This window comes from Streptomyces sp. NBC_01017 (genome assembly GCF_045162795.1).
Classification (GTDB): Bacteria; Actinomycetota; Actinomycetes; order Streptomycetales; family Streptomycetaceae; genus Streptomyces; species Streptomyces machairae.
In genome coordinates, this window is sequence record NZ_CP108683.1 from 2,254,626 (window position 1) to 2,267,024 (window position 12,399).

Below are 12,399 nucleotides of genomic sequence, written 5' to 3' on the forward strand. Positions count from 1 at the left end.
ACACCGTGACCGACGCCCTCGAACTCGACGTGCTGTGGCAGGAGTTCCACCGCGTCGTGAACATGACCTCGCAGGAACTGGCCACCTGGCTGCGGGTCAGTGACGCGGACGAGGAGACCGAGCCGCTGCCGGACCAGGCGGGCACGCCGACCGGTCAGCACGTCCTCGCGATCCTCCAGAAGCGTCGCACGGACCTCACGGACGACGATGTCCGGATCATGTACGACGTCGTGGACACCGTCACCGAAGAGGCGGACATCGAGAATGAGCCCGAGCCCGAACAGACCCGCCGTCGCCATCAGCTGATGACCATCGGCCACGACCCGCTGAGGCCGTGAGCAACGACAAGCGGGTCGTACGGGAACTCCTCCGCGCACACGGGCAGACGTTCGCCGAGGAGGCCGGCATCCCGCTGCGGAACACCCCGCAGCCGCTGTACCGGCTGCTGGTACTCGCGCACCTGCTCAGTGCCCGCATCCGCGGCTCGATCGCCGTCGACACCGCCCGCGCCCTGTATGACGCGGGGCTGCGCGATCCGCGCCGGATGGCCGGCGCCGACTGGCAGGAGCGGGTCGATGCGCTGGGCCGGGGCGGCTACCGGCGCTACGACGAGCGCACGGCCACCCAACTCGGCGAAGGCGCCGAGCTGTTGAACGACCGGTGGGGCGGCGACCTGCGGCGGCTGCGCAAGGAGGCGGACGGCGACGTCGCCGAACTGCGCAGCCTGCTGCGGGAGTTCCCCGGCATGGGCCCGGCCGGCGCCGACATCTTTCTGCGCGAGGCCCAGCGGGTCTGGCCCGAAGTGGCGCCCTACCTGGACGCCAAGGCGCTCTCGGGTGCCGAGCGGCTCGGTCTGCCCAAGGACCCGGAACGGGTGGCCGGCCTGGCCGGGAACGCCGAACCAGCCGTACTCGCCGCCGCGTTGGTGCGGGCCTCGCTCGACAAGGAGGTGGCCGAAGACAGTCTCCGCCGGGCCGCATGATCGTGGAAGACTGCTCGCAACACACCCGTTGTCGAGTACAGGAGGCCTGCGTGACGGGGACCGAATCGGGAACCCAGTCGGCCATATCCCGTATCGACACGAGCAGACCGCATCCGGCCCGGGTGTACGACTGGTTCCTCGGCGGCAAGGACAACTACCCGGTCGACGAGGAGCTCGGGCGCCGGATCACCGCGATGCAGGGCGACGCTCCGCGGCATGCGCGGGCCAACCGCCGGTTCATGCAGCGGGCCACCCGGGCGGTCGTCGAGGAGACGGGAATCCGGCAGTTCCTCGACATCGGCTCCGGCATCCCGACCGAGCCCAACCTGCACCAGATCGCCCAGTCCGTCGTCCCGGACGCACGGGTCGTGTACGTCGACAACGACCCGATCGTGCTCGCTCACGCGCAGGCCCTGCTGCGCGGCACTCCCGAGGGTGTGACCGATTATGTGCAGGCCGACGCGCGCGAGCCGGAGCGGATTCTCGAACAGGCCGCCTCCGTCCTCGACCTCGACCGGCCCGTCGCCCTGTCCCTGATCGCGCTGCTGCACTTCATCGCGGACGACGACGGCGCCCACCGGCTCCTGGACACTCTGGTCGGCGCGCTGGCGCCGGGCAGCTGTCTGGTGCTGTCGGCGATGACGGCGGACTTCGAACCGCAGAACGTCCGCCGCGGCATCGAGGCGTACAACGCGAGCGGGGTGACGCTCGTGGCGCGTTCCCACGCCGAAATGGGCCGCCTCTTCAAGGGACTTGAGCTGCTGGAGCCGGGGATCGTCTCCCTGTCGGACTGGCGGCCGGGCGCGGGCGAGCTCGGGGCGAACGAAATCCCCGTGTCGCTGTACGGCGCGGTCGGCCTGAAGCCCTGAAGACAAGAAGCCCTGCCCCAGCCCCCGGCTCGAATCCGCTCACCCGAGCAACCACCCGCCGTCCACCGCGAGTTCGACCGCGTTGACCGACCGGTTGCGCAGCAGGAAGTCCACCGCGTCCACGACGTCCGCCATCGTGGCGAGCCGCGCCGTAGGCGTTCTGGCGCGCAGCCCCGCCAGCACCTCCCCGGGCTTGGCCAGCCAGTACGGGCTGTCCCCCACGACCCCGGGATGCACGGCGTTGACCCGTACGGGCGCCAGCTCGACGGCGAGGGTGTTCACCAGGCCGCCCACGCCCGCGTTGACGGTCGCCACCGTCGTCGCGCCGACGTACGGGCGCTCCTTGGCCTGTCCGCCGAACAGCACGATCGCGCTGTCGTCGTGCAGCCGTGGACGCAGGGCGTGCACGACCTCGGTGTAGCCGACGAGCTTGAGCGTGACGAGACGCACGGCGGCGTCGATGTCGTAGTCGGTGACCCGGTTGTCGTCCCGGGAGACGCCCGCGATCACCAGGTGGTCCAGACGCCCGACGCCGGCCAGCGCCGCGGCGATCTCCCGGGGCTGCGACAGATCCAGGGCGAGGCCCTGAGCAGCGCCGATCTCCTTGGCCACCGTGTCGGCGCGATGGGCGTCGCGGCCGGTGAGGACCACCTCGTCACCCCGCTGTGCGCGGGAGCGGGCGAACTCGCGGCCGATCCCGGAGGTGCCGCCCACGACGAGCACACTGCTCATGACCCCAGCGCCTCCCTCAGATACTCCCAGTCCCGCGTGAACCGGTAGGAGTGCCGCGGCGGCGGCTGCGGCGCCTGTGTCTCCAGCCAACGCAGCGGCCCCTCCCCCGCGTTGGCGAACCCGTGCACACAACCGGCGCCCGCCCACGCGAGGTCGCCGGGCCCGAGCCGGTACCGCTCGCCGTCGAAGGTGGCGTGCGCGACCCCCTCCAGGAACAGGTACGTCTCCTCGAAGGGATGGTCGTGCGTGCCGGCCACCCCGTCCGGGGCGTACTGCACCATGAACATGGTCGAGGCGACCGCGCCGAGATCGCTGTCGACCATCATCTTCACGGTGATCCCGCTGTACACGAGCAAGGCGGTGCGCATGCTCGCCGACACCGCGAGCAGGTCCTGCGCCTGCTTGCCGGGGTCCATCTGCGCGGGCTCGAAGTGGCCGAAGGACCGGGTGCGCGGGTCGCGGACGTCGATGCGGACGGGGTCGCGGTCCGGCAGCGCGGGCACCGCCTGGGTGTCGTGGCCGTAGCGGGCCCGCGGCACCGGCGCGAGCATGTCGGCCCAGCGTCCGGCGATGTCCCCGGCGCCGCGCCAGGCGTGCGGGACGCCGGTCGGGAGGAGGCCGTAGTCGCCCTCTTCGAGGAGGTACGACCCGTCGGGCGTATCGAGGATCACTGCCCCGTCGAGCACATGGAAGCTCTCCTCGTACGAGTGCACATGCGCGCCGACCCGGCCGTCGGGCCGTATCTCGCACAGGCCGAAGCCGGTGTGCACGCTGCCGTCGCCCTCGCCGACCAACTCCCGTCGCCAGTGGCCGAGTTCGTCGTAGGGCGGCACCGGGACGTCGGCGGCCCGGCGCACCAGGTGTCGGGTCATGCGGCGCTCTTCGCCTCCTTCGCGGCCAGGAGCCGGTCGCGGGACTCCTGGACCAGTCGCCGGGCCCGGTCGACGTCGGCCACGAGCCGGCCGGCGCGCTTGTGGATCACGCCGTCGACGATGACCGTGTCGACGTTGGAGACGTCCGCCGACAGCGTCACCGCGGCAGCCGCGTCGTGCACCGGGGCGACGTTCAGCGCGGTGGCGTCGATCGCGACGACGTCGGCGCGCTTGCCGGGGGTCAGGGAGCCGGTGCGGTCCTCGACGCCCGCGACGTGGGCGCCGTTGCGTGTCGCGATCTCCAGCATCTGACGTGCCGTCAACATCGTTTCGGGGACGGGCAGGTTGGCCTTCCAGCAGTCGGCGTTGACGCGGGCGCGCTCGGCGCCGAAGGCCGCGCGGATCTGGGTGAACATGTCGCCGGGCACGGTGGTGACGACGTCGATGCTGAGAGAGGGCCGCAGTCCGTACTCGATGGCCTTCATCACGGGCGGCCAGCCGTGCCCCATCTGCTCCTCGACCTGCGGCGCGATCGACACCGTGCCGCCGCTGTCGGCGACCAGCTGCCACTCCTCCTCGCTGAAGTAGCAGCAGTGCACATAGGTGGTGTCGGGGCCGAGCAGCCCCAGGCCCTGCAGCTGCTTGACCATGCCGAAACGGCCCGCCAGGCGGCCCATCGCCACGTGCACGGTGATCGGGATGCCCAGCTCGCGGGCGAGGGCCCACTCGGCGGTGACGACGTCGTTGGTGCAGAATCCGGGGCCGCGGGTGGCCAGTCCCATGGTCAGCAGGCCGTCGTCGGAGGAGAAGTAGGCGCTGCGGATGCGTCGTACGTCGTCGCCCGGGACCGCGATCTTGCTGTCGAACCAGTAGTCGGCGAGTGAGGTGTTGGCGCTGCCGTACGCGTACTGCGCGCGGATGCCGGTCTCCGTGAGCGCCTGGATCGCGGCGTCGGGATGCGCGGGTGTGTTGTTGATGTGGGACCAGTCGACGAGGGTCGTGATGCCGGCGCTCAGGCACTCCAGCGATCCCGCGAGGTTGGCCGCGTACACGTCCTCGGGGGTGTAGAGCGGTGCGAAGGAGTCGAGGATGTCGACGAAGTAGTCGTCCAGGGTGGCGTCGGGGGCGACGTTGCGGATCGACGCCTCCCAGGTGTGGCGGTGGGTGTCGACGAAGCCGGGGATGACGATACGGCCGGTCATGTCGAGCACTTCCGCGTCGGCGCCGATGTCCGGCTCCACCGCCGTGATCTTCCCGTCCTCGATGAGGACGTCCCCCTGTGGGAGGTCCCCGACAGCGGGGTCCATCGACAGCACGTGACCGGCTCGCAGGAGTATCCGATCGGGCATCGCTCTTCCTCCCATGCGGTGTTTCGGACGGGACGTTCAATAGGCGGTGAGGGTCCTCACGGCCGTGACGACCTTGTCGACGGTGGGGATCACCTGCTCCTCCAGCGCGTCGGCGAACGGCAGCGGGACGCACTCCCCCGCCACCCGCCTCACCGGCGCGTCCAGCAGGCCGAACCCCTCGTCCGCGACGACGGAGACGACCGTCGCGCCCCAGCCCCCCTGATACGGGTTCTCCTCGACGGTGACGAGCCGCGAGGTCCGCACGAGCGACGCGAGCACGGTGCTCATGTCCAGCGGCACCAGACAGCGCAGGTCGATGACCTCCGACTCGATGCCCTCGCCGGACAGCAGGTCGGCGGCCTGCAGCGCGAGCGGCACCATGGAGGCGAGGGCGACGAGGGTCACGTCGGCGCCCTCGCGGACGACTGCGGCGCGGCCCAGCTCGACGACGTGGTCCGGCGGTGCGGGCGCGCCCTTGGCGGCGAGCAGCGCCTTGTGCTCGAAGAAGACGACCGGGTCGTCGCTGCGGATCGCGGCCGCCATCATGCCGATCACGTCGGCGGGGGTCGCCGGTGCGGCGATCTTCAGACCCGGCACGGTGAGCGCCCAGCTCTCGGTGGCCTGGGAGTGCTGCGCGCCGAAGCCGAGCCCGCCGCCGTTGGCGGTGCGCACCACGAGCGGGACGGTGACCTGGCCGCCCGTCATGTACCGCACCTTGGGGATCTCGTTGGCGAGGTAGTCCCAGCAACAGGCCAGGAAGTCGGAGAACATGATCTCGGCGACCGGCCGCATCCCGGTCATCGCGGCGCCCATGGCGACCCCCACGATGGCCTGTTCGGAGATCGGCGTGTCCCACACCCGCTCGGGTCCGAACTCCTTGAACAGCCCGACGGTCGTCTTGAACACCCCGCCCGCCGCGCCGATGTCCTCGCCCAGACACACGACGGACGGATCGCGCCGCATCTCCCGCGCGATGCCCTCGGCGACCGCCTCCCGGTAGCTGATCAGGTCCGCCACGCCGCACCCCCGTCCGCCCATACGTCGGTGAGCGCCTCGTCCGGATCGGGCGCGGGCGCCGCCTTCGCGGCCTCGACGGCCTTCTGGACGAGGGAGGTCGCCCGGCCGTCCGCCTCGCCGATCACCGCCTCCGACACCCCCATCTCGACGAGCCGTCCCCGCGCCAGGTCCAACGGGTCGTGCTTCAGCCAGCGTTCGACCTCCTCGGCCGGGCGGTAGGTGGCCGGATCGGAGCGGCTGTGCCCGAAGTGGCGGTAGGTCAGCGCCTCCAGCAGCGCGGGCCCGTCTCCTGCCCGGGCCCGAGCCGCGAGCCGGGCCACCGACTCCTCGACCGCGAGGACGTCGTTGCCGTCCACCACCTCGCCCGGGATGCCGTAGGCGGGCGCCCGGTCGGCGGCGGGCCGGGGCACCGCCGTGACGTCGGCGATCGGCGTGTACTCCATGTAGAGGTTGTTCTCGCAGACGAACAGCACCGGCAGCTTCCATACGGCGGCCAGGTTGAGTGCCTCGTGGAAGGCGCCGATGTTGGTGGCGCCGTCGCCGAAGAAGGCGACCGCGATCTGATCGGTGCCGCGCAGCCGGGCCGACCAGGCGGCGCCGGCCGCCATCGGGAGGTGGGAGCCGACGATGGCGTACGAGCCGAGCATGCCCGTGGACGCCTTGGTGATGTGCATGGAACCGCCCTTGGCCCCGCACAACCCCGTGGCCCGGCTCATGAGTTCGGCGAGGCACTCCTCGGGTGTGGCGCCGCGTGCCATCGCGTGATGGTGTCCGCGGTAGGTGGCGAAGACATAGTCGTCGGGGCGCAGGGCGGCGCTCGCGCCCACGGCGATGGCCTCGTGCCCGGCGGCGAGGTGGGTGGTGCCCTTGACCAGGCCCTGCAGGAACAGGTCGTGGGCGGCCTTCTCCGTGCGGCGGATGACGGCCATCCGCTCGTAGGCGGCGAGGAGTTCGGCCGGTTCCATCAGCCCGCCCCGTCGTCACGGGATGTGCCGCGGGAGGAGTCGCGGGACGTGTTGAGGTGGGACTGCGACTCGCGCCGGGTGTTCAGCTCGCCGCCGACCGTCCAGTACTTGCGACCCGCCACCAGCAGTTCCTCCGCCGGGAACTTGGTGATGACCTCGCAGCCGTCGGCGGTGACGACCACTTCCTCCTCGATGCGGGCGGCGGACCAGCCGTCGGCGGCGGGCCAGTAGGTCTCCAGCGCGAACACCATGCCCTCCTCGAGGACCTCGGGATGGTCCAGGGACACCAGCCGGCTGAAGATCGGCTTCTCCCAGATCGACAGTCCGACGCCGTGGCCGTACTGGAGGGCGAACGCGGCGGTCTCGTCGGCGAAGCCGAACTCCTCCGCGCGCGGCCAGACCTGCACGATGTCGGCGGTGGTGGCGCCCGGGCGGACGAGGTCGATGGCCTGGTCCATGTACTCACGGCAGCGCACATAGGCGTCGCGCTGGGCGCGGGAGGCGCTGCCGACGGCGAAGGTGCGGTAGTAGCAGGTTCGGTATCCGAGGTGGCTGTGCAGGATGTCGAAGAAGGCGGGGTCTCCGGGACGGATCAGGCGGTCGCTGTAGACGTGCGGGTGGGGTGAGCAGCGCTCGCCGGAGATCGCGTTGACGCCCTCGACGTACTCGCTGCCGAGGTCGTACAGCACCTTGCTCACCACCCCGACGCACTCGTTCTCGCGCACGCCGGGACGCAAGTAGCCGTACAGCTCCTCGTACGCGGCGTCGACCATCGCGCAGGCCTGGGTGAGCAGGGAGATCTCGTCCGGTGTCTTGATGCGGCGGGCCTCCAGGAAGACCTGCTGTCCGTCGACGACCTCGATGCCCTCGGCGCGCAGGGCGGTGAGAACCGGCATCTCGACGACGTCGATGCCGAGCGGTTCGTCGGCCAGACCGTGTGCGCGCAGCTCGCCGGCGATCTTCGCGGCGACGTCCGCGTCGATCCCGGCCTGCGGGTGGAAGGCACCGCGCAGCGTGGAGATGCCGGCGCGGGCGCCGGTGGGCGGGCTGCCTTCCTTCCCGTCGCTGTAGTCGAGCCACGGGTTGTAGAGCTGGTGGTGCCGGGCTGCGGAGCCGAAGTCCCAGACGATCGGCTCGCCGCCGCGCACCAGCAGGGCGAAGCGGATCAGCTTGTCCATCGCCCAGGTGCCGATGTGCGTGGCCGTCATGTAGCGGATGTTGGCGAAGTCGAAGCTGAGCACCGCGCCGAGATCGGAGCGGTTCAGGGTCTCGCCCAGGCGGGCCAGCCGCTGTTTGCGCAGCCGGTCCAGGTCGACGCGTTCTTCCCAGTCGACGGCATTGGGTCCGAAAGTGCGGATCGCCATGGCGACCACCCCCGCTTGGGAGTCAACGACTGTACGCCGCGGGTGTCAAGTGTCACTGAACAACGCTGGACACGAACCAGATGCCCGTAGCCGGTACGTCCCCATCATTGCGGTAGCGGTGCGGGGTCGTCGACTCGAAGCAGACGGCGTCGCCGGGACGCAGCGTGTACTCGTCGAAACCGAGGGTGAGGATCAGCTCGCCCGAGGTCAGGCAGCCGTACTCGGTGCCGGTGTGGCGCATGAGGCCACCGGAGCTGGAGGAGGCCCCGCCGGGCCGGTACGTCACGAGCAGGAAGTCGACGTCGCTGCCGGGAACATGGCCGAGACGCTCCCACACGACGCCCGAGTCCAGTTCCAGCGCCTCCCGCTCGTCCGGCGTGACCAGCGGGCCGATCCGGCGGCCGGGGTCGGCGGCGAAGGCGGCGAGGGCGTGCAGGACGGTGCCGGGGGCTGCCGCCGCCGGGGAGGCCGTTGTCACCTCGCCCGCCTCGAAGAGGGCTTCGATGGAGATGCCGAGGGCTGTCGTGATGGCGTAGAGGGTGCTGACCGACGGCTGGCTCTTGCCGTTCTCGATCTGCGAGACGAGGCTCGCCGATACGCCGACCTCCCGGGCGAGCGCCCGCAGGCTCGTCCCGCGCGCCAGGCGGGCCTGCCGGATGCGGGTGCCTACCGGCGGGACGTCGGCGGGGGGCATGAGGGTTCCTCTCACAGGGCAGGGCTGTTCGCTCTCATTGAACAGCGAGCGGAGCACCTGCGGTACTGCAAGGGCTCAAGAGGCGGGGGAGAAGTGCGCGCCCAACCACGAACAACCAGCGGCTGAGGCGTCGGTGCGCTCCCGGGGGCGGTCACTCGAACGGGCCGGTGCCGGTGGTGTGCCGAGGGTTCCGGTGGTGCGCTGAGCACACTCGTCACGTTCTCAGGAGGCACCCCGATGACCCGTCGTACGTCCCGACTCGTCCGCGTCCTCTCCTCGGCCCTGGCGGCAGGAACGCTGTTGGCCACCGCCGCCTGCTCGGACGACGGCGACAAGGACGGCTCGCGGGCCTCCGGTGTCACGGCGTCCCCCGCCGCCAGGAAGCAGCCGACCGGCTCCCCCACCGCGCCCGGCTCGCCCACCACGACCGGTTCGCCCACCGGGGGCGCCGCCCTCACCGAGTCCGGCGCACAGACCGCGCTGATCACCGAGGCGGACATCGAGGACGACTGGACCCAGGTCAAGGACACCGAGGCCGAGAACTGGCACGACAGCCTGCTCATCGGCACGGTGGACGTCTCGGACTTCCTCACCGCCAAGGCCGACGCCGCCGACTGCCAGCGGCTCATGGACTCGCTCTACGACGACGACCTGCTGGGCAAGCCGTCGGGAGCGAACGCGCTGCGCGGCTTCACGCAGGACGACTCGCGGCTGCTGTACCAGGTCGCGTCCTACGACCGCAGCGACCCGCAGGACTCCCTGAACTGGATGGCGAAGCTGCCGGACGAGTGCGACCAGTTCACGATGACCGAGAACGGCGAGGAGCGCACCGTCCAGGTCATCGAGACCTCGCTGCCCAATGTGGGTGACGCTCGTGCGGGCCTGCGCGTGACGGTGCAGGGCACGACCGGCGGCGAGCAGGCCACGCTGACCCTGGACGTCGCCGCCGTACGTGTCGGCAACGACGCGATCACCGTCACGGCGGGCGGCCTCGACGGGAACGAGCACGACTCCGTGGAGCAGGCGGTCAAGCTCGGCACCCAGCGCCTGAAGGACGTCCTGGCCGGGAAGTCACCGGCCGCGAGCCCCAGCGAGATCGAGTAGCTCAGCCGGCGCCGCCCTCTCCCCCCCCCGGCCGCACTGGCACCGCCCGCCCCAACCGCCCTCCCGGCTCTGCCGATTCACGGGACAGCGTGATCAACGGAGCGGCACAATGGCGGCGATGGCCGGTTTCGGTCGTGCGTGCGAGGAGAGGACGAGTCGTGAGTGATGGCCACACCCCGTCGGGCGGGTCGGCGAGGCTGAACACCGGTGTGGCGCACAACGCGCGCGTGTGGAACTACTGGATCGGCGGCAAGGACAACTACGAGGTCGACCAGCAGGTCGGCGAGCATGTCGCGGGGATGTTCCCGATCATCCGGGACATCGCCCGCGCGGACCGCGACTTCCTCGGCCGGGCGGTGCGTTGCCTGGCCGAGGAGCAGGGCGTGCGGCAGTTCCTGGACATCGGAACCGGACTGCCGACGGCGGACAACACCCACGAGATCGCCCAGCGCGTCGCCCCCGACTCACGGATCGTGTACGTCGACAACGACCCGATCGTGCTCGTGCACGCCCGCACGCTGCTGACCGGCACCCACGAGGGCGTCACCGCCTACATCGACGCCGATGTGCACGACCCCGACGCCATCGTCGAACGCGCCTCGCAGACCCTGGACTTCACCGAACCGGTCGCGGTGATGATGCTGGGCATCCTCAACTTCGTCCTGGACTACGACAAGGCCCGCGAGATCGTACGGCGCGTCCTGGCCGCGGTTCCCTCCGGCAGCCACCTGGTCCTGACGCACCCGACGTTCGACTCCGAGCTCGGCGGCGAGGGCCAGATCCCGGCGATGAAGTTCTGGAACGAGAACGCCACGCCGCCGATCACGGCCCGCAGCGGCTCGGACATCGCCGCCTTCTTCGAAGGGCTGGAGCTGCTGGAGCCGGGCATGGTGTCCTGCTCGCAGTGGCGCGCCCCCGACGCTCCCGCCGCGGTGCCGCAGTACGGCGGGGTCGCCGTGAAACCCTGACGCCCAGCAGGGACCACACGTGCCGACCCGGACCGGAACGGATCGGCACGGACCGGCCGAGCTCGTCGAGGAGACCGTATGACCACCCTTGCCGATCCCGTCCCGGGCGGGCGTCCGGGTGACGTCGAGCGGGCGGGCGCGCTGAGCGACGAGCTGTCCGGGCGGGGCGTGCACGGGATCGTCCTGTCCTACGTCGACACGGCGGGCATCGCCCGGGTGAAGACGATCCCGACGGCGAAGCTCGCCTCCGCGGCGGCCTGGGGCGTCGGGATGTCGCCGGTGTTCGACACCTTCCTGGCGGGCGACTCCATCGTCACCACGGACGTCCTCGGCTCCCCGGACGGCGACCTGCGCCTCTACCCCGACCTCGACCTGCTGGTGGAGTTGTCCGCGCAGCCCGGCTGGGCGTGGGCGCCGGTCGACCGAATCACGCAGGAGGGCGAGCGGCATCCCGCGTGCAGCCGTACGTTCCTGCGAAGAACGGTCCTGGAGGCCGCCGAGCAGCACGACGTCACCTTCAAGGCGAGCATCGAGATCGAGTGGGCGGTCGCCCAACCCCCGGGTCCCGAGGGTGAGTTCGTGCCGGCGGCCTCAGGGCCGGCATACAGCGCCGCCCGCCAGGTCGAGTTGAGCGACTGCGCCGCCGAACTGCTGGCGGCGCTCGCGCGGCAGGGCGTGGAGGTCGACCAGTTCCATCCGGAGTACGCGGCCGGGCAGTTCGAGCTGTCGGTGGCCGCGCTCGATCCGGTGGCGGCGGCCGACCGCAGTGTGCTGGTGCGGCAGACCATCCGGGCGGTGACGCGGCGCCACGGCCTCGCGGTGTCCTTCGCCCCGGCGGTCCTCGGGCAGGGCGTCGGCAACGGCGGCCACGTCCACCTCTCCGCCTGGCGCGAGGGGGTCAATCTGCACGCGGGCGGTGACCGCCGCCACGGCATGCGGCCCGAGGCCGAGTCCTTCGCGGCCGGCATCCTCGCCCACCTCCCCGCCCTCACGGCCGTGACCGCGCCGAGCCCGGCGAGCCATCTGCGGCTCAGGCCCTCGCAGTGGGCCGGCGTGTTCACCGCGTGGGGCCGGGAGACACGGGAGGCCGGGCTGCGCGTCGTCACCGGCACGGCAGGCCATCGCGCCGAGGCCGCCAACCTGGAGGTCAAGCCGGTGGACCTGGCCGCCAACCCGTACCTCGCCCTGGGCTGCCTGATCGCCGCCGGGCTGGACGGACTGACGTCCGGCGCGCGGCTGCCGCAGGAGATCACCGGCGATCCGGCACATCTGGGCGCTCGGGACGCGGCCGCCCGAGGTGTCCGCAGGCTGCCGACCTCGCTCGCGGAGGCCGTGGAGGAGTTCCGTACGAACGAGCCGCTGCGGGCCGCGCTGGGCCCGGTCCTCGCCGACGCCGTGATCGCCGTACGGCGAGGCGAGGTCGATGCCGTCGCCGGGCTGGACGACGACCAGGTCGCGGCCGCGTACCGCTGGAAGTACTGAC

At 71.4% G+C, this 12,399-nt stretch carries 13 protein-coding genes; 6 read left to right on the forward strand and 7 right to left on the reverse strand.

Going from position 1 to position 12,399, the window contains the following annotated elements:
• Nucleotides 1-5 precede the first annotated feature (5 nt).
• The 3 genes from OG331_RS10510 to OG331_RS10520 are packed head-to-tail and all read left to right on the forward strand — an operon-like array spanning nt 6 to nt 1,851.
• On the forward strand, nt 6-338 hold the full coding sequence (locus tag OG331_RS10510) for a DUF3140 domain-containing protein (RefSeq protein ID WP_406194307.1): 333 nt from the start codon (nt 6-8) through the stop codon (nt 336-338).
• Entirely contained in the window at nt 335-982 is a 648-nt protein-coding gene (locus OG331_RS10515; RefSeq protein ID WP_406194309.1) for an endonuclease, read from the forward strand. The genes OG331_RS10510 and OG331_RS10515 overlap by 4 nt, the downstream gene beginning before the upstream one ends.
• 50 nt (nt 983-1,032) lie before the next feature.
• On the forward strand, nt 1,033-1,851 hold the full coding sequence (locus tag OG331_RS10520; RefSeq protein ID WP_406194311.1) for an SAM-dependent methyltransferase: 819 nt from the start codon (nt 1,033-1,035) through the stop codon (nt 1,849-1,851).
• A 39-nt stretch (nt 1,852-1,890) separates the two neighbouring features.
• Here the strand turns inward: OG331_RS10520 and OG331_RS10525 are convergent, their stop codons facing one another.
• From OG331_RS10525 to OG331_RS10555, 7 genes are read right to left on the reverse strand one after another with little or no spacing between them, the layout of a single operon-like run.
• Nucleotides 1,891-2,583: an SDR family oxidoreductase gene (locus OG331_RS10525; protein WP_406194313.1), complete on the reverse strand. Its 693-nt coding sequence runs from the start codon at nt 2,581-2,583 to the stop codon at nt 1,891-1,893.
• Nucleotides 2,580-3,455, reverse strand: coding sequence for a cupin domain-containing protein (locus OG331_RS10530; protein ID WP_406194316.1), 876 nt, complete (start codon nt 3,453-3,455; stop codon nt 2,580-2,582). The genes OG331_RS10525 and OG331_RS10530 overlap by 4 nt, the downstream gene beginning before the upstream one ends.
• Nucleotides 3,452-4,804 (reverse strand): amidohydrolase family protein, encoded by a 1,353-nt coding sequence (locus tag OG331_RS10535; protein WP_406194319.1) that lies wholly within the window; start codon nt 4,802-4,804, stop codon nt 3,452-3,454. The genes OG331_RS10530 and OG331_RS10535 overlap by 4 nt, the downstream gene beginning before the upstream one ends.
• A gap of 36 nt (nt 4,805-4,840) precedes the next feature.
• A complete protein-coding gene (locus OG331_RS10540; RefSeq protein WP_406194322.1) occupies nt 4,841-5,821 on the reverse strand; it encodes an alpha-ketoacid dehydrogenase subunit beta in 981 nt (326 codons plus the stop codon).
• Nucleotides 5,809-6,786: a thiamine pyrophosphate-dependent dehydrogenase E1 component subunit alpha gene (locus OG331_RS10545; RefSeq protein ID WP_406194324.1), complete on the reverse strand. Its 978-nt coding sequence runs from the start codon at nt 6,784-6,786 to the stop codon at nt 5,809-5,811. The genes OG331_RS10540 and OG331_RS10545 overlap by 13 nt, the downstream gene beginning before the upstream one ends.
• Nucleotides 6,786-8,150 carry a M24 family metallopeptidase gene (locus tag OG331_RS10550; RefSeq protein WP_406194327.1) on the reverse strand — a complete coding sequence of 455 codons (1,365 nt, stop codon included), beginning with the start codon at nt 8,148-8,150 and terminating at the stop codon, nt 6,786-6,788. The genes OG331_RS10545 and OG331_RS10550 overlap by 1 nt, the downstream gene beginning before the upstream one ends.
• Nucleotides 8,151-8,202: 52 nt before the next feature.
• Complete coding sequence (locus OG331_RS10555; protein WP_406194329.1) at nt 8,203-8,844, reverse strand: helix-turn-helix domain-containing protein; 642 nt, start codon at nt 8,842-8,844, stop codon at nt 8,203-8,205.
• A gap of 237 nt (nt 8,845-9,081) precedes the next feature.
• Between OG331_RS10555 and OG331_RS10560 the strand changes: the two genes are divergently transcribed.
• From OG331_RS10560 to OG331_RS10570, 3 genes are all read left to right on the forward strand, one after another.
• Entirely contained in the window at nt 9,082-9,948 is an 867-nt protein-coding gene (locus tag OG331_RS10560) for a hypothetical protein (RefSeq protein ID WP_406194331.1), read from the forward strand.
• A gap of 158 nt (nt 9,949-10,106) precedes the next feature.
• Nucleotides 10,107-10,916, forward strand: a complete 810-nt coding sequence (locus OG331_RS10565) for an SAM-dependent methyltransferase (protein WP_406194334.1) — start codon at nt 10,107-10,109, stop codon at nt 10,914-10,916.
• A 78-nt stretch (nt 10,917-10,994) separates the two neighbouring features.
• A complete protein-coding gene (locus OG331_RS10570) occupies nt 10,995-12,398 on the forward strand; it encodes a glutamine synthetase (RefSeq protein WP_406194336.1) in 1,404 nt (467 codons plus the stop codon).
• The last annotated feature ends 1 nt before the right edge of the window (nt 12,399 follow it).